The organism is Advenella sp. S44 (assembly GCF_002810445.1).
In the GTDB taxonomy this organism is placed as follows: domain Bacteria; phylum Pseudomonadota; class Gammaproteobacteria; order Burkholderiales; family Burkholderiaceae_B; genus Advenella.
The window spans coordinates 24418-42288 of sequence record NZ_NEXS01000001.1; the positions used below are offsets into that span (position 1 = coordinate 24418).

The following is a 17871-nucleotide window of genomic DNA, read 5'->3' on the forward strand; positions in this document are numbered from 1 at the left end:
TTGCCGGCATTGCATGAAGAGATCTACAGCTTGCCGGAATCAGCTGTAAATCTGTCAATTCGAAAATCCTCGATCTCAATGTCGCTCTTACCACTCACCACAAGCTGCGCCAAGACTTCTCCGGACGCCAGGCCCACCTGGAATCCGGCGCCACTATAGCCAAAGCCATGAAAAAGGCCTGGCGTCTTGCTGCTTGCGCCAAGAAACGGATTCAGGTCCGGCGTGGCGCCTTCGACGCCGCTCCAGAACCGGATAACACTGGCCGTGGCAATACCCGGAATAAGCCCGGACAGTCGGCCAAGCAGCATGCTCACGCTCTGATGCGACGGACGGGCATAGCCGGCTGCCACCGACAGCGCGCGACTGCCGCCAAAAACAATATTGCCGCGTGCGACCTGTCGCGCGTAAATGCCCCCGCCCTGTACACCGAGCACTACATCCATGATGGGCGGCAACGGTTCGGTCACGCCCATTTGCGGATAAATTTCCGTCAGCGGTACCGCGTCCCCAAACATCGCCGCGATGCGGCCAGCCCAGGCTCCTGCTGCGTTCACCAGAAAGCGGGACCGGATGCGGTGTCCGTTTGCTGTTATCGACTCAAAATGCCGTCCGTCATAACGACTCTGTGTAACGGGACTGTGCTCCATCAACCTTGCGCCGCCCTGCTGCGCCGCCCAGGACAGTGCCGGAGACACCAGCCGCGGATTGGCATGGCCATCGGCAGGACACAGCGACGCCCCCGCAATATCGGTGCTTATCCATGGATAGCGGCTGTGCACCTGCCGGGCGTCAAGCAATTGCAAATCCAGTCCACAGGATTGGACCTTGCGGTTATATTCCTGCAGACGGTCCATGTCCTGCGCGGTGAATGCAATTTTCAGATGGCCGCAACGAATGTACTCGCCATCGATACCAATCAGCTCGGACAACTGCCCCCACAGCTGATGGGAACGCGCCGCCAGCGGCATTTGCGACAGCGGCCGCCCCTGGCGCCGGACACCGCCGAAGTTGACGCCACTGGCCTTGGTGCCACTTTGCCCCGCGTCGCACAGCAATACCTGCCAGCCATGCTTTGACAGGAAATAAGCAGTGCTGGCGCCGATAATGCCCGCGCCGACGATCAACACATCGGCATTCAGGGTTTGCATGCCGCCCTTCCTATCTGGATCGGTTTGATTGGTGGCTGGTTGCGCAAACGCTCGACGGCAGACAGGGCAATGCCCTGTTCATGAGCCAGCAGCATGGAAGCGCCCGCAGCGCACATTCTTCCTTGGCAACGTCCCATGCCGACACGGGACAGGGCCTTCATTCTGTTTAAGCCAGAAAGCGGATCGTCGCGCAGCATCTGTCGAACGTCGCCCACGCAGATTTCTTCGCACCGACACAACGTGAGCGTATCCGCTGCAGCATCGAGCCAGTGTGCGGGCGGTGCGAACATGGTATCGATGCACTGGCGCGTTTTCCGACCGCGCGTGATGCGCCTGGCCAGTTGCGCCACCTGTTTTTTTTCGCAAGCGATGCCCAGGTCCTGCAATACGCTGTAGGCGCATTCCATGCCGGTCAGCTCTGCCATATCGGCCCCGCCAATTCGCATCCCGTCGCCGGCCAGATACACGTTGGGCAGGCTGCTTCGTCCGCCTGCCTGCACTTGCGGCTGCCAGCCCTGATCCTGTTGATCAAACACAAAGTCGCAGCCCAGCAGGCTGGCAAGCTGGTTTTCAGATCGCAGACCGAAGCCACAAGCAACGGCATCACACTCCAGCGTTTGCATGGCAGCCTGCGGCGTTTGCCAACTGATAGATTCGACCGCTTCATTGCCGTTGACGCAGAAGGTTGCCACGCCATGCATCAGTGGTATACCGCGAGTCCGCAACCAGGCCATGTAATAAATACCCTTGGCGATGAGCCCCGCATCTGCGCTAAATGCCTGCAGCCCTTGCCGCAGCTTGGGAAAAGGACTGGTATCGAGCACCGCCAGCACCTGTGCGCCTGCCTTGCAATATTGGTAGGCAACCAGATACAGCAAGGGCCCGGTGCCGGCAAGCACCATCCGCTGGCCGATTGCGCACCCCTGATATTTGAGCGCGATTTGCGCGCCACCCAGGGTATAAACGCCCGGCAAGGTCCAGCCTTCGAACGGCAGGACCCTGTCTGTCGCACCGGTAGCGAGAATCACTTTCTGGTATGGGATTGCGTCATGCTGGCCATGGCAAGTGACATAGAGCTGCTGCTCGTCCGCATCCCACGCCAAGGTATTGGGCCGATAGTCGATCTGGCCGGACGCGATCAGGTCTCTTGCGGTATCGTGCAGCGCGCTGGCTTTGCGATGTTCAAATCCGTATAGCTTGCGTGCATCCCGCGTGAAACCCTCGGGCTGCTGGCGGTAAATTTGTCCACCGGGTTTGGGGGCTTCGTCAATGACGATAGACCGCAAACCCGCCTGTACCAGCACCTGGGCCGCGCGAATGCCTGCCGGCCCCGCGCCCACAATGACAGGAACCTGCGCCATCATCTTGTCTGCTCCGGTATCACAAACCGCATGTTTTCCTGCAGCAGCGTGGAGCAGGCACGCACTCGCTCGCCATTTTCCTGCAAGACCACGCAATCCTGGCAGGCCCCCATCAGGCAAAAGCCGGCGCGGGGCGAGCCGGTAAACTCGGTCAGACGCAAATGCGAATTGAGCGTAAGCAGCGCCGTCATGATCGTATCGCCGTGGCGCGCCGAGCAGGCAACACCATTGACGAAAAACGGACACCGCTTGCGGTCCTGGTCAACCAGGCGCATGAAAAGCCCGGACATTACCCTACCCTTTCTGACGCTGATTCGGTGGTCATTGTCACTGCTTTCCGATCAAAATTTTGTCCAGACCGTATACGCGATCCAGTACAAACATGGTAATGGCCGTCAGCAGGATGATCATCGCCGATACGGCCGACAGCATCGGGTTGATGGATTCGGTCGCATACATGTACATCTTGACGGGCAGCGTAATCGTGGTGGGCGAGGTCAGGAAAACAGACATGGTCAGCTCATCGAAACTGTTGATGAACGCCAGGATCCAGCCGCCAAAGATGCCCGGCATAATTAGGGGAAAGGTAATTCGCCGGAATACGGTCCACCGGCCGGCACCCAGCGACTCCGCAGCATGTTCGATACTTTTATCGAAACCGACCAGGGAACCGAGCACCAGCCGTATCACATACGGGGTCACAATAATCACATGACCCAGGATGAGCCACAGTAGGCTGCCGCGAACGCCGAGCATGGCGAAAAGCCGTAACAACGCCACGCCCATGACCAGACTGGGGATCATCAATGGAGATAGAAACAGGCCATTGACTGCATGACGCAAACGAAACTGACCGCGGGCAATGGCGAAGGCGGCGGGCAGCGCCAACGCAGCGCTGATAGACGCACTGGCAAAAGCGACCCACAGACTGGTCTGGAACGCGCCAATAAAACCCGATTCATTAAAGACGGCCTTGAACCAGCGCAGCGAAAAACTGGTGGTTGGAATGGACAGCACATCTTGTGGCGTGAATGCGACCAGACACACGATGACCAGCGGCGCAAGAATGAAGATGGTGACCAGCGCGTTGAACAGCAGCGAGAGCGGTCCGTTTTTCATTGCTTACCCCAGACTGCGCTTATAGGAGCGCTCAAGAATTTGATTGTAGGACATCATGATGATCAGGTTCATAATGAGCAGCATCATGGCCAGCGCCGCCCCCATGGGCCAGTTCAGATCAATCATGAACTGCTCATAGATGCTGTTGGAGACCATGCGCGAGCGGCCTCCGCCCAGCAAAACAGGAATGGCAAACGCGCTTGTGGAAAGGCCGAACACGATCAGACTGCCCGATAGAATGCCGGGGGTCGCTTGCGGCAGAATGACCCGTTTGATGGTCTGCCATTTGGAGGCGTTCAGCGAATACGCCGCCTTGATGGTTTGCGGATCAATTTTATTGAGCGAAGTCCACACCGGAATGATCATGAAAGGCAACATGACATGCACCAGGCCAATCACTACGGCAGACGAGGTATACAGCAATGAACCCAGTCCCATCATCTGGGTCAGCTTGCCGATGGGCGACATCGGGTTGAGCAGCATGCTCCAACCGAACGCCCGTACGACAAGTGAAATAAGCAGCGGCGACAGAATGACAAGCAGGAACACAGAGTTCCACGGCGCTTTCATGCGACTCAGGATATACGACTCCGGCACTCCGATCAGTACACAAATGATCGTCACCAGGCCCGATATCCACAAGGTGCGCCAGAAGACGGTCAGCGTATAGTTACTGGTGAATATTTCAATATACTGATCCAGCGTCCAGCCCGCCTGCACGCCCAGGTCATAATCGTAAGGCCTCAAGGAAAGCACGATGGTAAGCACCAGCGGCACGATCAGCAAACCAATGAACAGCAGGGTTAGCGGCATGGCGCCAAGAAAGCTCATGCGCGGCTTGCGGGCCGGCGCGGCAATAGTGTCCGGTCGGCTCATGATCACGAGTCCCCGACAGATTCTGCAGCCAGCACTTTGAGCGCGCCTTCGTGCCAGTCCAGGCTCACGTTTTCGCCAATTTTATAAACCGGCTCATGGTTGTTGATGACAGAAACAATAACCAGTCCAAAAGCCGCCTGGACTTCGTACATCCACATATTGCCAAGAAAGAAACTGTTCTTTATCGAACCGGCGAACCGTCCCTGGCCTTGCGGGCGAATCACTATTTTTTCAGGACGTACGCAAACCAGCGCCTCGTGTGCGCCGTCACTTGCCGCCAAGTCCGTCTCGGCTGCCAGCGTAATGCGGTGACCGTCCAAATCGAACTGGCGGCCCTGCGCAGTGGTGGTCAGCGTGACAGCAAAGGCGTTGGTCTTGCCCACAAACCGGGATATAAAAGGGGTGGCCGGATTCTCATACATGGCGTAAGGCTCATCAATTTGTATGACTTTGCCTTCGCGCATGACAACCACGCGATCGCTTACCGACAGCGCTTCAGCCTGATCGTGTGTCACCATGATGGTGGTGGTGCCCGCCTGCTGCTGAATCCGGCGTAATTCGAACTGCATCTCTTCACGCAGATTGGCGTCCAGATTCGATAACGGCTCGTCCAGCAAGAGTACGGGCGGCTGTATTACCAGGGCACGAGCCAGGGCGACGCGCTGACGCTGGCCGCCCGACAACTCGCGTGGATAGCGTTGAGCAAATTTTTCCAATTGCGCCATGGCAAGCGCACTTTTTACCCGTGTGGCGATTTCGCTGCCGGGCACTTTGCGCATTTCCAGCCCAAAGGCCACGTTTTTTTCCACCGTCATATGCGGAAAAAGGGCGTATGTCTGAAATACGATGCCCAGCCCTCTTTCATTGGGCTTTGCAAATGTGATGTCTTTGCCATCCAGAATGATGCTGCCCGCCGTTACATCAACGAATCCGGCAATCATTTGCAAGGTGGTGGTTTTGCCACAGCCGGAAGGGCCAAGCAGCGACACAAACTCGCCTTTATCGACATCAAGAGACAGTTTATCGACAGCAGTTATGTCCGCAAACGTTTTGGTCAGGCCATGCAACTGCAAAAAAGACATACGTCCTCACTTCGTTCATATTGGGTAGTGTTCCGCCGGCTGCAGCTGTTTAAGAAGCATCCAGACCAATGAATGGATACGGCAGCAACAAGCGCGGAATGGAAATGACAACTGCCATGCTGGTTATGGCATTGTTTATGACAGCTGTGTTCAAGCCCGCTTATTGTCCCTTGCATGAGCTGATTTATATATTGGTATTTCTACTAATAAAATTATTTTGATTTATATTTCAATATTCGGAAAATTAGATGTAATATTAAATAATTAATTTCATTAAACAGAATAACAGTATGGAACAGCAATCATCAGGCACACAAGGCGTGCTTACCAAGGGCTTGGGTATTTTGCGCTTACTTAGCGAGGCGGGCCCGCAAGGGCTGCGCGTGACCGACATTGCCCGCCAGCTTGAATTGTCGCAGGCAACGGTACATCGTCTTCTGCAAACGCTTATTGCCGAAGGCTTCGTGTTGCAGCGACAGGGAAGCAAATCTTATGCACTCACGCTGGCGTTGTTTTCACTGGTAGCCCGAGCGCACCATCAGGAATCTGCGTTACGCACCATCTGCCGCAGTTCCATTCTCAGGATCGTGGGCACCTTGCAGGACTCTGCGTTTGTGCTTTTGCGCGACCGCTACGATGTCGTGTGCATTGATAAAATGGAAGGCAGCTATATCACACAGTCCCTGACCGGTGGGATCGGCGGGCGTATCCCCATCGGGCTGGGTCAGGGAAGCATAGCCATTCTCGCGGCCCTGCCTGAAAGTGAACAAAATGCCATTCTGGCCTTTAACATCCCAAGGTTTTACCAGGAAGACGGGATTGACGAACCGCAGCTGCGCGCCAGAATCAGACAAGCGCAGCAAGATGGTTATGTGCTCAATACCGGTCCTGGCAAACTGACGGGGATTGGCGGTATTGCCGTTGCGTTTACCGATACCGCCGGCTATCCGGTGGGCGCAATCGGCCTGAGCGTACTCACCGAGAGACTGACCCAGGATCGTCTGCCCTTCATTGTTGATATTTTGCAGCGAGAAGCGGCCGCAATCAGCAGCAATCTGAGCCCCTTTGATCCTGCACTTGGCAGTCCGCACATGGCGTTGTCGAACTAATTTCTCGTACTCGTAATGCGCATCCGATGCGCGTATTTCATAGTGCCAAGCACCCTGCCGACAGGCGCACGGCGCATTGGCTTGTCAGCGTTCGGCGCTGGCCCGGATCCCCTGGTAGAAAATCGCGCTTTTGACCCCCAATGCCCGCAGCGGTTCGGGAGGCAGCCACGAGGGCCCGCCCAGGCTTAATACGGCATCCAGTTCATCAGACTTGCGGTTTAGCATAAGCTCGGCCAGCAGGCGACCGTTTACCGTTCCGCGCAGCACACCCGATCCGTTGCATCCCAGGGAACCAAAGATCCCGTCGGCCAGTTTGCCGAAAAAGATCCCGCCATTGCGCGTCAGCGCTGTCGTGCCGCCCCAGACGAACTCGAATTCATGAGATGCCATCTGGGGAAAGCGCCTTTTATAGTAATTCGTCAGCATCGTGGTATAAGCGGTTGCACTGCGCTCGGACTCGTAGGAGTAAGCGCTACGCACCATGAATCGGTTGCCCGAAATCTTGCGCAACGTCGTGCCAAGGCGGTGAGCCGGCAGCAAACCCCATTGCGGGGCGGGCCCCAGCGCTGCGGCCTGCTCATCCGAGAGTGCCGGGGTCAGCCCTGCGTAGGTGTAAATCGCAATCAGACGGTCTTTCAGGAACCCCAGTTTGCGGGCAAATGCGTTATTGGCAAGCACCAGCTGCCCGGCTGAGAAATCGCCCTTGCTGGTCGACACGGTAAAGCGCCCCGCTACACCGGAAATCCGCTGCGCGAACGTTTCCTCCAGCAGCGAGACATTGTTTGGCATTGTGTCGGCCAGGCCCCGATGCATGGCAGCAGGCTGAACGAAAACGTTATTGGTCGTGTAGTAACCAAAATCGTAATATCGCGTCCCCAGTCGCTGTGCCAGTTGGTCCTGGTCCAGGATTTCGCTATCGATGCCCAGTCGGGCGTTTTTTTCAATGCCCGATAGCAACGACGCCCTGCCTGCAGGCGTGGCCGACGCATTATATTTACCGCTATGCTCGTCCCAGTCGCAATCAATATTATTCTGTTGCAAAGTGCGCTTGAGCCACTGCAACCCTTGTTCATAAACCCGGATTTGCATGCGTCCCAGCAGATCATCCCGTGCCGGGTCCTTCACGATGCCGGACCGGGGAAAGGTCGACATGAAGCCCGAATTGCGGCTGGATGAGCCCTCGCCGACAATGCTGCCTTCCAGAATGAGTACAGTTTTGTCGGGCGCCAGTTCTGCGAGCCGGCGCGCCGCCGACAGCCCGGTAAAACCGGCGCCGATCACAATAAAGTCGAAGGCACGCGGGCCTTGTGGTTCGGTAATGGGCGTGCGCGCGGGCAGCAGGGCGTTCCAGCCGGAACGGCTGGTATAGTGGGGTAAATAGGGATTTTTCACGCGTATCGACTTCAGGACAGTAGAACCAAATAGTTTTCCATCATAAGTGGCCGGCCATAATTTTCAATTGTTTTGTCGCTTCGGCACCAAAACGGGGGCAAATGTGTAATCTATCCGCAACATGACACCACGTGTATTGCTCACCTAATGACACTTACAACACTTATGACATCTGGAATACCGGATGCCTGGCATGTAACGTGCCCATCGTTACGATTTATTTGATGGCAATATATATGCTGACTTCAATCTCGGTTTCCACGCGTCCGCGGTACACTTCGAAATCGGTAGTATAGGCGCGCTCTTGCGGCGTATCGTCATGCTTGAAATAATCGCAGATATCCAGCCACACACGGATCACCGTTTCGGGCATTTTTCCCTTGCCGCTAAAGACCAGGTACTTTCCCGCAGGAATCGTGACCTCGACTAGATCCAGCGTGCATTTTTCCGGTTTCTGGTCGGCCCCTGCCGTAACGGTATACGGACCATCCTGATCTGATTCGTATCCCGCATAAACGCCATAAACGGGTGCATCTGCGGGCAATTCTGGCACAAGTTCCGTATGCACATCATGCCAGAGCAGCGGCAGCCGTGCCGTCTTTAATGTTTGTTCATCGGCATTACTGGTGCGCGTCTGAACGCCAAAAACGGGGAACGACGGCAGATTAACGGCTTGCATAGTTTGCCTTTTGCAATGCCATGTAACGGCTGTGCGACATGGCGTGGTTTCGGTTTATAGTTGGCGCGACGCTGCTATTTTTTTATCAGTGTTGTATTGGCTCAGTGCATAGACCGCCCACAAGGCGGCGGGAAGCCAGCCGATCAGCGTGATCTGCAAAATCAGGCAGATAATGCCGGCAATGGGGCGGCCAATAGTAAAGAACACAATGAAGGGCAGAAAAATGGCCAGTAGTAATCTCATGAAAAATCCCGTAATACGATGCAGTTTTTATGGCGAGATATAACGTCGCAGATGACGACGAATCGCGTAATATCACGGATATATTATAGCGCTGCTCAACCGGCTTGACTGGCCAACAGCGCACCTGGCACAGTTGAAGCATTCGGCCGGATCTACACTATTGCATTCTGCTGTTGCCCCGCCCTTCGCTTTATTCATATAAGGATCGCGTATGTCACCACAGGATATTCTTGACTTCTGGTTTGTTGAAACTCCTTCTCAGCACTGGTTTACCAGCGATCCGGCATTTGACGAAACCATTCGCGAGCGCTTTTCCGAGATATGGCAGCAGGCAGCTCGTGGTGAACTAAGCGGATGGCGCGGCGCCATTCGCGGACGTCTGGCAGAAATTATTGTACTGGACCAGTTTTCCCGAAACATCGGCCGTGGCACGCCCGTCGCTTTTGCCCAGGATCCCATGGCTCTGGTTCTGGCCCAGGAAGCCACGCGCACCAGCGAATTTGCTGACCTGACCCAGCAGGAGAACAATTTTCTGCTGATGCCCATGATGCACTCGGAGTCGACTATTATTCATCAGGCGGCCGAATGCCTGTTTCGCAAATATGGCTCTGATGAGTCGTACCAATTCGAGCTCAAGCACAAGGCCATTATCGACGCCTTCGGTCGTTACCCTCATCGCAACGAGATTCTGGGCCGTGCCTCTACGCCCGAGGAAATTGCCTTCCTGAAGCAGCCCGGCTCATCCTTCTGACGAGGGCCGGCCTTTACCGGTTCTTAATCGCGCTTGACTGCCATCGCTGGCCGGCCCGCCTGCCTCGGCATGGTTGCCGGCGTTGCTGCTCTCATGAAATAAAAAACGTCAAGGCTTACGCCGCACTGAATTTTCCGAAGATTCACAACAGAATCAGGCGGTTTGCGGTTTGGTTTTCAGAAAATATTTGACCGTGATTTTTTCTGTGATTATCATTAATTGACCAAGCAAATATTGCTTACCCAATCAAATATCTCAATGGATCCGGTTCACTCGGAGATGGGCTTTGCCGCAGGTATTGCCCAATCCCCTTGTTTTTCTGGCTGATCTTCACGGTTGTCAACTTTCATGAGCTCCAATCCAAGTACATCGACGGCCACCGCCGGCGCGCCGTCCGCCGTTCCCGTCTCTTCTGGTAAACCGCCCAAAGATAAGCAAAAGAACAAGCCCGCACGCACCAGGCGCAGTTTTCTGTTCAGGCTGCTGTTTCTGGCAATCGTGCTTATTGCCATTATTGCAGGCGTCATGTATTACCTGCATGGTCGCTGGTATGAGAGCACTGATGACGCCTATGTCCAGGGCAATATTATTCAGATCACGCCGCAAGTGCAGGGAACCGTCGTGGGCATTTTTGCCGACGACGGAGACTTTGTTCATGCCGGCGATACGCTGATCCGTCTGGACCACACGGAAGCCGAAGTTGCGCTGAACGCGGCCAAGGCGACATTGGCCAAAACCGTACGCGAAGTGCGCAGTCTGTACAGCCAGGCCAGCGGCGCCAAGGCCAATTCAGGTGCCCAGCAGGCGCTGGTGCAAGCCCAGGAATCGGCGGTCAAGGGTGCTAAAACAGCACTGGAAAAGGCCAGGGCCGACTACAACCGTAGGCAGAAACTGGTCAAATCCGGCGCCATTTCCCAGGAGGAAAGCGCACATGCCAGGGATGTCTTTCTGCAGGCACAAAGCCAGTATCAGTCATCTATCAGCCAACTGGAAGCGACCCGCAGCCAGTTGACGGCATCCCAGCAGAACGCCGAAGTTAGCAATGCCCTCGTCGCCGGTACGCTGATTAACCAGCATCCCGATATCCTGGTTGCCGAATCCCGATTGAAGGCAGCCTATCTGGACTTTGTTCGCAGCACCATCACGGCGCCGACCGATGGCTATGTGGCAAAACGCGCCGCACAAGTCGGCCAGCGCGTGTCGGCAGGCAGCGCACTGATGGCCGTGGTGCCACTGAAAAACGCCTGGGTCTACGCCAACTTCAAAGAAACACAAATGAAAAACATGCGTATCGGCCAGCCTGTGTCGGTTACCTCTGACCTTTATGGTGACGATGTGGTGTATGACGGCGTCATCAGCAGTCTGGGCATCGGCACCGGCAGCGCCTTCGCCCTTTTGCCGGCCCAGAATGCCACCGGCAACTGGATCAAGATTGTGCAGCGGATTCCGGTGCGCGTAGAGTTTGCCAAGCCCGAGCAATTGCAAAAGCATCCGTTGCGCATTGGCATGTCAATGTTTGTCCAAGCCGATCTGCACAACACCGATGGCGCCGTGCTGGCCAGCGGCGTCAACCCGAACAGCAAGTTGCTGACGACGATTTACGACCAGCAGGTAGCTGCGGCGGACCGGTTAATTTCGGACATTGTGCAGCAGAATCTGCTCAGCAACGATACAGACAATATAAGCGCTGATGAGTAACGAGAAATCCGGGACGGCGCCTGCGGGTTCACCCGCCCAGCCTTTCGCTCCGGCCAGCTTGTGGCTGACCACGCTGGGCCTGTGCCTCGCGACGTTTATGCAGGTGCTCGATACCACGATTGCCAATGTGTCATTACCGACCATTGCCGGCAATCTTGGCGTCAGCTCATCCCAAAGCACCTGGATCATTACTTCCTTTGCCGTCAGCAACGCCATTACCCTGCCGCTCACTGGCTTTCTGAGCCGACGCTTTGGCGAGGTGCGCTTGTTCAATATTTGTACCGTACTGTTTGTGATTACGTCGTTTCTTTGCGGCATTTCCACCAATATGACGGAACTGATTATTTTCCGGGCTTTGCAGGGCGCCGTGGCCGGCCCGATGTACCCGATCACGCAAAGCCTGCTGATTTCCATTTACCCTGCGGCTCGCCGGGGAATGGCGCTTTCCATCCTGTCCATGGTCACGGTCGTGGCGCCGGTCGCCGGCCCCATCCTGGGCGGCTGGATAACCAGCAGCTATTCCTGGGAATGGATTTTCTTTATCAATATTCCGGTAGGACTGCTTGCCAGCTTTATTGTCTTTATCCAGATGCGAGCCCGTCCGATATCGATCATCAAATCCGGCGTCGACTATATGGGCCTGATTCTGCTGATCCTGGCTGTGGGTTCACTGCAGGTAGTGCTGGACCTGGGCAATGAAAAAGACTGGTTCGAATCTGACTTTATCGTAACACTGACGATTGTGGCGGTTGTTGGCACGCTTGCGTTCCTGATCTGGGAACTGACTCACCCTAATCCCATTGTGAATCTGACGCTATTTCGGCATCGCAATTTCGCCTTTGGCACCATCGCCCTTATTTTCGGCTACTCTGCATTCTTTGCTATCAGCTTGCTGATCCCGCTGTGGCTGCAGCGCACTCTGAACTATGACTCGATGTGGTCGGGCATTGTGTCTGCGCCTATCGGTATTTTACCGGTCTTTCTCGCGCCCGTAGTAGGCAAATATGCCAACCGTATTGATTTGCGGGTTTTGGCGTGCCTGTCTTTCATTGTGATGTCGTTTACCTCGTTCTGGCGTGCTGACTTCACCACCGACCTGGACTACATGCATATTGCCATGACCCAGCTGGTACTGGGCCTGGGTGTGGCCTTTTTCTTCATGCCGGTATTGACGATTTTACTGTCCGATCTGCGTGCCGACGAAATCGCCGCCGGCTCCGGTCTGGCTGCCTTTCTGCGGGTGCTGGGCGGCAGTTTTTCCGCCTCGATTACCACGTTTTTATGGGACCATCGCACTGTCGTCCATCATGCCCACTTGGCAGAAAATATTAATGTCTATAATCCGACAGCCGTGGAGGCCTTGAAACAGTATGGAGAAACCACCGAGATTGCTGCCTACAATATCAATAACCTGATCAACCAGCAAGCCCTGCAGCTATCATTCAACGAAGTATTCTGGGGGCTGGGCTGGCTGTTTCTGTTGCTGGTGGGTCTGGTCTGGCTGACGCGACCACCGTTTATGGCCAAACCGGGTGCGCCGCCGGCAGGCGGGCACTGAGGCTATTTGCTGGGCAGCAGGCAATGTGTCGAATCAGCCCATATGAATCTGCTTGCCGTCGACCTTGACCAGGTCCTTGGCCGTGACGACGGTGTACTTCGAATGCAGACGGGCCGATTGTTCGGCCTGGTAATCAATGGTGCCGGCGCGCAGGTGCTCCACCTCTTCGGTCAGTTTGAACGACGTGCGGCTCATGAATGACAGGCGGTCCATGATCGACTCATAGACTTTGCCGATCACGCGCATCATGCCGACTGTTGTTTTCACTTCGCGACCGGCATAGGTCATATCCTCGACGACGCACTGTCCGGTTTTCGCGCTCAGCTTCAGTTGCGCAGTCGTCAGGTCCAGGGCGGTGCCCCCGTGCAATTGCATGGCGGCGGCGCTTTGAATATTGACCGAATCAGCCGAGATATTGAGCCGGCCCGGGACGTTGACAGTTGATTCGTTCTGCTGCGCCTGTTCTATGACGGCAATCAGATAAACCCGTTCGCGTTCCGGGCCGCTGATGAGCACGGTGTCGCCGATCTGTGGTTGCAACAGACAACTGGCGGCCCGGCGGCAGACCCATTCGTAGCCATCGCACTCGACAACAAACTCCTGCGCTTGCTGCTTTTTCACAGTGCCGATCAAATGCACTGGATCGTAGACGGGATAGGTTTTAGGCTGGACAACTGAAGACATATTTATTCCTTTGGCGGTTGATCACAACGTACAGCAATTCAGACGGCGGGCCGGGCGCCCATGCGCGGTTTCCAGCGAGCCAGTTCGCCGTGCTGCATGGTAGACAGCACGAGTTCGGACATCATATTGATGGAAACGTGACGGGCAAAGAATTGCTCCAGCACGGCCCCGAATAAATAAGGACTGACACCAGAGAACGCCCCTTCATCCACTTCCAGATGGATACGCGCCCCTCTGCCAAATACGATCGGCCCCGGTACGGGCAAGCGATGGTGCACGGCCTCGACTCGCACATGCCGCACGCCATTGATTTGCTTGGCAATGGCCGGATCCGCAATATTTGCGTATATTTTTAACATCTCGCGCAGCGTTTGTGCACCTTTTTCTGTATCCAAATCAATCAGGCTCAAGTAATTGAGACCTAGATGGCTGATCAGGTGCCAGGCATAAGCGCCCTGGGCCAGGGCAGGCCGCGGGCGTGAGGGACCGCGCAATACCCTGATCCCCTCGATGGGCGCCGACACGCGCAGAGCCAGGTCATTCTTCTGGCCGACTGGCATCAGCATGGGCAAATCACGATTGGTGCACAGCACGTCCAGGCTAAGATGGCGTAGATCCTCGGAAAACGGCGCCTGATGTTTGTCCACAAGTGAAATAAAAACCTCACTGCCAATGTAACCGGTACGCGCGCCATTACGCGCCGCGGTATCGGACATCAGGCGTGGCTCACGCCGCATGGAATAGTAAGCGCCATAGTCATCAGTATCGCTGCCCAGCGAGCCAAAAAACGGGCGAAATTCCTTCTCTGTCAAATCGGATATGTTCGAGTAGCCGGCGACCCGTGCCGTGTTGTATACCTCGAAGTCCAGGGGTCGGGTTCGATCCACCACCAGGTGATATTCGTGCGTGCTGGGCGAGATCGTAATGCGGTCTGCCTTTTTGGGAAACAGATTAATCACAGGTGTGCAGTGCAGGGCCAGATTCTCTGCGGTAACATTACCTTCCAGCTCTGGCATATCCTTGTCAAACAGAAATGTCAGCTCGAAGCATCGGCTCTGTTGCCCACCTGGTGCATTGGCGCTGGCTGCGGCAAGGGCGGACGGCAGCTTGAGCGCCTTTTGCATATTGTTGACGCTAAAGAACATGAACCGCGTTGGAAAGGCGAAATATTCCTGAATGATGCGATAGCCCTGAAAGATGCGAGCTTCGGCCGGCAGCAGGGCCTGATCACTGTCAAATCCTTCATGACGCACGTCATTGACATTGATGCGGTTGATCCATTTGACCGGCTTTTCGGCGTCATGACACAACACCGTAATGGTGTGTCCCATGATCAACTCCAGCAAGCGCTGCATATGAATATCCTGGCCGTTCAAATGAAATACCAACTGGTCCAGTTTGAATTCGTGCAGCTTGACCCCACCCTTTATTTCCAGCGTGATTCTAAGCGAACTGCGCACGGGCTGGTTGCGGGTATTCAAATTCATCCGCTTCAGCGGCAGATCGGGAGGAACGCCGGACAGCTCAGCGGAGACCACTTGCAATGGCCACAGGGTCAAGGCGTGCCCAGTCACAAATTCGCAGGGCGTCTGCTCCGTTTTTGGGATGCGCCCGCGCATCACGGTTCCCTTGGGCAGAGTAAAGCCCTTGGCCAGACTGCCCTCATTCATGCTGGGCGAGACTTGCACCACCGCCATGGACGGAGTCGGCGCCAGATAATTCGGATAAACAACTTCCAGCAGCCGTTGGGAAAATTGCGGAAACTCGGCATCCATTTTCATGTGGATGCGGGCGGTCAGAAAGCTGAAGCCCTCAAGCAAACGTTCGACATACGGGTCTGCCACCTCGATCCCGTTCATTCCCAGACGACCGGCAATCTTCGGGTAGTGATCCGCAAATTCCTTGCCCATCTCGCGAATGTAGGCAAGTTCACGGTTGTAATAGTCAAGGAAACGCTGTTCCATCAGGCGGCTCCTTGTTCCTGCAGGTCCATGTGGCCGCTTTCCAGGTCAATATCGGTGCGGAACAAAAATTCGCGTGGATAGGGATTGCACCATAGCTTGCCACGGATCTCCAGGCTCAGCACATTATGGTGTTCAAGCGAAGTCACTTCACTGACACAGGCTACCTCAAGCGAATCGGCCAGGATACGTGGCTCGAAATGAATAATGGCGGTCTTGATCGATTGCTCCATATCGACCCAGTCTATTTCCGACATGCGCCTGCCGGCCAGGGCCTCTACCCCGAAATTGACGGTGGAACTGCGAACCTGGGGATAGGCCTGCAGGTCATCCACCGTTTCGATATTCACGGTATTCAATACCCAGCGCAGGTCTCTGAGCACAGCGTGACGCAGCGTATCATAGGTAATCATGACGCTGTCGCGGCTTTCCTTTTTTTTCAGCGGCTCATTATCGGTGAGCCGATCCAGCAACGCGGGCTGCAGGCGATCCTTGGCAGCGCGACGCTCGCGCATGCCGAATGCAGTCCGTTTTCCTGAAATGTCTTCCATATCCATATACGACACACCTGTGACTATCTTGCTTTTGTTTTAGTTCAGTTTCCTGGCAATACAGGCAGGCGAATCAGTTTAACTGCCCGTGATGGAACGTGACACTGCGCATATCGAGCAGCGCATATTCGGCCGCGTCGGTCATCCACATTTTCTGCCCCGTTCCGAAATAGATATCCTGGCTGATTTCCTGCCAGTCGGTCCGACGTGACAAGTTGCTTGCATCGTCCAGATCTGCGTAGTTTTTATCTGCAGGCGCCGGATAACGCGCCGGGATCAAGCCGATTTGCGAACGTCCGCTCACAAGCGTGATCTCGGCCTGGACCCAGATCAGATCGGTCAGGCCTTCCGGAGGAATCAGCCGCAATGACTGGATCATATCCATGGGAACCCAGCCATAGCGTCCGTTTGCAATGACCTCGCACACGGGCCCGAGCCGGCTGTCGCCATCACACAGCCATTCAAATGGCTGTCCTTGCTCTTGCCCATTGACCAGCACGGTTCCCGATAGCGTAGGAGCCGCTTCCAGGGCCTGTTCACGCAGGGCCTGGGCGGTCTCGCCATCGCTGCGCAGTGCTTCGAGCAACATGGCCATCCACTCGGGCGGCTGCTCAAATACGGCGGGTGTTTTCTCGCCACGAAAGACGGCGGCGCGTTCCTGCTCGGCCGTGATCGCGCCGGTATACAACACGGCAACAGGTTGGGCCTGGGCATTCATTTCCGAACTCAGTTTCAGTTGCTCAAATGCCTTGTCCCACAGTCCCTTGACAGCCAGCAACTGGAAAAGCCGGGCACGCAGATCGGCGTCTGCCGGTTTTTTTCTTATTTCAGCCTTCACCTGGTCCAGCTTTTCATCGACGCTTTTGCCGTCCAGTGCCTTTATGATGCCTGTCATATTCGTTCCGTTTTAAAAAATGCAATGAGCTAACAGATACCCAGCCGGGGCATACCTGTTAGCTCTTGTGGAGTCTTGCAAGAAGACCCCCTAACTAGTCAAAGAGAAACAACCCGATTAACCGACGACTCGGTTCTGTTTGACGTCATAGGCAACAATAGATTCAGCGCCTTTGCCACCCTGCTCTGTTTGCTCCCAGTACTGCTGCTTGACTTTGGCTGCCTGGAATGCAAAGCTGACCATCATCGCATCACCGTCGTGGGCGCCTGTGTATTGGACCGAAGTCACCAGAACGTCTTCCAGTGTGATTTTGGAGTATTCAACCTGTGTACCACCGGCCTTGCAAACGGACACTTCCACTTTGGTCAGGTGTTTGCCGGTAGCGCAGTGTTTCATCACTGCAGGTGCAGCACGGTCTACACGGGCAACAACGTTCAGGTCGTTAAAGCTGGCTTTTCCTGTACCGCCGCCACCGCCGGTAGACATGGAACCAGGTTGTGTTGCACCCCATGCAAAAGACTGAATATCGCTCCAGTCCTTGTGGTTGGAATCCTTCGATTCCCCGTTTGCACCTTCAATTTTCATAAACATATCAACAGCCACAATTTTCTCCTAGTGAGCTAATTAATTTGATTTGCGATCAGGCCTTGTGGGCCCGTCTTTGCTTCACATACTACTTACTACAGAGATATCCCAGACTTGCGGATATCTGGTTTTGTCCGACACATCGTTTGGATGTGCCGGTCAATCGTGATTGCCCTGCC

Annotated in this window: 18 protein-coding genes; 4 read left to right on the top strand and 14 right to left on the bottom strand. The window is 55.2% G+C overall.

Going from position 1 to position 17871, the window contains the following annotated elements:
* Window positions 1-23: 23 nt before the first annotated feature.
* From CAP48_RS00085 to CAP48_RS00110, 6 genes are read right to left on the bottom strand one after another with little or no spacing between them, the layout of a single operon-like run.
* A complete protein-coding gene (locus CAP48_RS00085) occupies window positions 24-1148 on the bottom strand; it encodes an FAD-binding oxidoreductase (protein WP_100694008.1) in 1125 nt (374 codons plus the stop codon).
* A complete protein-coding gene (locus CAP48_RS00090; protein ID WP_100694009.1) occupies window positions 1136-2512 on the bottom strand; it encodes an NAD(P)/FAD-dependent oxidoreductase in 1377 nt (458 codons plus the stop codon). The genes CAP48_RS00085 and CAP48_RS00090 overlap by 13 nt, the downstream gene beginning before the upstream one ends.
* Window positions 2509-2799 carry a (2Fe-2S)-binding protein gene (locus CAP48_RS00095; protein ID WP_100694010.1) on the bottom strand — a complete coding sequence of 97 codons (291 nt, stop codon included), beginning with the start codon at window positions 2797-2799 and terminating at the stop codon, window positions 2509-2511. Before CAP48_RS00095 ends, CAP48_RS00090 begins: the two co-directional genes overlap by 4 nt.
* Window positions 2800-2836: 37 nt before the next feature.
* Window positions 2837-3628, bottom strand: a complete 792-nt coding sequence (locus tag CAP48_RS00100) for an ABC transporter permease (RefSeq protein ID WP_100694011.1) — start codon at window positions 3626-3628, stop codon at window positions 2837-2839.
* Window positions 3629-3631: 3 nt separating this feature from the next.
* Window positions 3632-4504, bottom strand: coding sequence for an ABC transporter permease (locus tag CAP48_RS00105; protein ID WP_192871257.1), 873 nt, complete (start codon window positions 4502-4504; stop codon window positions 3632-3634).
* Window positions 4505-4506: 2 nt separating this feature from the next.
* The gene (locus CAP48_RS00110) at window positions 4507-5586 is read right to left on the bottom strand and encodes an ABC transporter ATP-binding protein (protein WP_100694012.1); all 1080 of its coding nucleotides are present in this window, start codon (window positions 5584-5586) and stop codon (window positions 4507-4509) included.
* Window positions 5587-5876: 290 nt separating this feature from the next.
* Here CAP48_RS00110 and CAP48_RS00115 point away from each other — a divergent pair, with 290 nt between their 5' ends.
* Window positions 5877-6695: an IclR family transcriptional regulator gene (locus tag CAP48_RS00115; protein ID WP_100694013.1), complete on the top strand. Its 819-nt coding sequence runs from the start codon at window positions 5877-5879 to the stop codon at window positions 6693-6695.
* An 84-nt stretch (window positions 6696-6779) separates the two neighbouring features.
* On the opposite strand, the gene CAP48_RS00120 is transcribed toward CAP48_RS00115, so the two are convergent.
* The 3 genes from CAP48_RS00120 to CAP48_RS00130 form a co-directional block, all read right to left on the bottom strand.
* Window positions 6780-8087 (bottom strand): FAD-binding oxidoreductase, encoded by a 1308-nt coding sequence (locus CAP48_RS00120; protein WP_100694014.1) that lies wholly within the window; start codon window positions 8085-8087, stop codon window positions 6780-6782.
* 217 nt (window positions 8088-8304) lie between these two features.
* Window positions 8305-8766, bottom strand: coding sequence for a GyrI-like domain-containing protein (locus tag CAP48_RS00125; RefSeq protein WP_100694015.1), 462 nt, complete (start codon window positions 8764-8766; stop codon window positions 8305-8307).
* Between the two features lie 54 nt (window positions 8767-8820).
* Window positions 8821-9009 (bottom strand): YqaE/Pmp3 family membrane protein, encoded by a 189-nt coding sequence (locus CAP48_RS00130; protein ID WP_100694016.1) that lies wholly within the window; start codon window positions 9007-9009, stop codon window positions 8821-8823.
* Between the two features lie 211 nt (window positions 9010-9220).
* On the opposite strand from CAP48_RS00130, the gene CAP48_RS00135 reads away from it, so the two are divergent.
* The 3 genes from CAP48_RS00135 (at window position 9221) to CAP48_RS00145 (ending at window position 13016) form a co-directional block, all read left to right on the top strand.
* Complete coding sequence (locus CAP48_RS00135; RefSeq protein WP_100694017.1) at window positions 9221-9760, top strand: DUF924 family protein; 540 nt, start codon at window positions 9221-9223, stop codon at window positions 9758-9760.
* A 348-nt stretch (window positions 9761-10108) separates the two neighbouring features.
* Entirely contained in the window at window positions 10109-11458 is a 1350-nt protein-coding gene (locus CAP48_RS00140) for an HlyD family efflux transporter periplasmic adaptor subunit (protein WP_100694018.1), read from the top strand.
* Window positions 11451-13016 carry a DHA2 family efflux MFS transporter permease subunit gene (locus CAP48_RS00145; protein WP_192871258.1) on the top strand — a complete coding sequence of 522 codons (1566 nt, stop codon included), beginning with the start codon at window positions 11451-11453 and terminating at the stop codon, window positions 13014-13016. Before CAP48_RS00140 ends, CAP48_RS00145 begins: the two co-directional genes overlap by 8 nt.
* A 33-nt stretch (window positions 13017-13049) precedes the next feature.
* Here CAP48_RS00145 and CAP48_RS00150 read toward each other — a convergent pair whose 3' ends face one another.
* From CAP48_RS00150 to CAP48_RS00170, 5 genes are all read right to left on the bottom strand, one after another.
* Entirely contained in the window at window positions 13050-13700 is a 651-nt protein-coding gene (locus CAP48_RS00150) for a DUF3540 domain-containing protein (protein ID WP_100694019.1), read from the bottom strand.
* Between the two features lie 38 nt (window positions 13701-13738).
* On the bottom strand, window positions 13739-15664 hold the full coding sequence (gene tssF / locus CAP48_RS00155) for a type VI secretion system baseplate subunit TssF (protein WP_100694020.1): 1926 nt from the start codon (window positions 15662-15664) through the stop codon (window positions 13739-13741).
* Complete coding sequence (tssE, locus tag CAP48_RS00160; protein ID WP_100694021.1) at window positions 15664-16218, bottom strand: type VI secretion system baseplate subunit TssE; 555 nt, start codon at window positions 16216-16218, stop codon at window positions 15664-15666. The genes tssF and tssE overlap by 1 nt, the downstream gene beginning before the upstream one ends.
* 67 nt (window positions 16219-16285) lie before the next feature.
* Entirely contained in the window at window positions 16286-17107 is an 822-nt protein-coding gene (locus CAP48_RS00165; RefSeq protein WP_100694022.1) for a type VI secretion system accessory protein TagJ, read from the bottom strand.
* 117 nt (window positions 17108-17224) lie between these two features.
* A complete protein-coding gene (locus CAP48_RS00170; RefSeq protein ID WP_100694023.1) occupies window positions 17225-17710 on the bottom strand; it encodes a type VI secretion system tube protein Hcp in 486 nt (161 codons plus the stop codon).
* Window positions 17711-17871: the final 161 nt, after the last annotated feature.

Bases quoted from the DNA above. Each gene is read 5' to 3' on its own strand.
- CAP48_RS00130 (WP_100694016.1), bottom strand. From the start codon at position 9,009: ATGAGATTACTACTGGCCATTTTTCTGCCCTTCATTGTGTTCTTTACT.
- CAP48_RS00085 (WP_100694008.1), bottom strand. From the start codon at position 1,148: ATGCAAACCCTGAATGCCGATGTGTTGATCGTCGGCGCGGGCATTATC.
- CAP48_RS00105 (WP_192871257.1), bottom strand. From the start codon at position 4,504: ATGAGCCGACCGGACACTATTGCCGCGCCGGCCCGCAAGCCGCGCATG.
- CAP48_RS00115 (WP_100694013.1), top strand. From the start codon at position 5,877: ATGGAACAGCAATCATCAGGCACACAAGGCGTGCTTACCAAGGGCTTG.
- CAP48_RS00140 (WP_100694018.1), top strand. From the start codon at position 10,109: ATGAGCTCCAATCCAAGTACATCGACGGCCACCGCCGGCGCGCCGTCC.
- CAP48_RS00125 (WP_100694015.1), bottom strand. From the start codon at position 8,766: ATGCAAGCCGTTAATCTGCCGTCGTTCCCCGTTTTTGGCGTTCAGACG.
- CAP48_RS00135 (WP_100694017.1), top strand. From the start codon at position 9,221: ATGTCACCACAGGATATTCTTGACTTCTGGTTTGTTGAAACTCCTTCT.
- CAP48_RS00100 (WP_100694011.1), bottom strand. From the start codon at position 3,628: ATGAAAAACGGACCGCTCTCGCTGCTGTTCAACGCGCTGGTCACCATC.
- CAP48_RS00095 (WP_100694010.1), bottom strand. From the start codon at position 2,799: ATGTCCGGGCTTTTCATGCGCCTGGTTGACCAGGACCGCAAGCGGTGT.
- CAP48_RS00145 (WP_192871258.1), top strand. From the start codon at position 11,451: ATGAGTAACGAGAAATCCGGGACGGCGCCTGCGGGTTCACCCGCCCAG.
- CAP48_RS00090 (WP_100694009.1), bottom strand. From the start codon at position 2,512: ATGATGGCGCAGGTTCCTGTCATTGTGGGCGCGGGGCCGGCAGGCATT.
- tssE (WP_100694021.1), bottom strand. From the start codon at position 16,218: ATGGATATGGAAGACATTTCAGGAAAACGGACTGCATTCGGCATGCGC.
- CAP48_RS00110 (WP_100694012.1), bottom strand. From the start codon at position 5,586: ATGTCTTTTTTGCAGTTGCATGGCCTGACCAAAACGTTTGCGGACATA.
- CAP48_RS00150 (WP_100694019.1), bottom strand. From the start codon at position 13,700: ATGTCTTCAGTTGTCCAGCCTAAAACCTATCCCGTCTACGATCCAGTG.
- CAP48_RS00165 (WP_100694022.1), bottom strand. From the start codon at position 17,107: ATGACAGGCATCATAAAGGCACTGGACGGCAAAAGCGTCGATGAAAAG.
- tssF (WP_100694020.1), bottom strand. From the start codon at position 15,664: ATGGAACAGCGTTTCCTTGACTATTACAACCGTGAACTTGCCTACATT.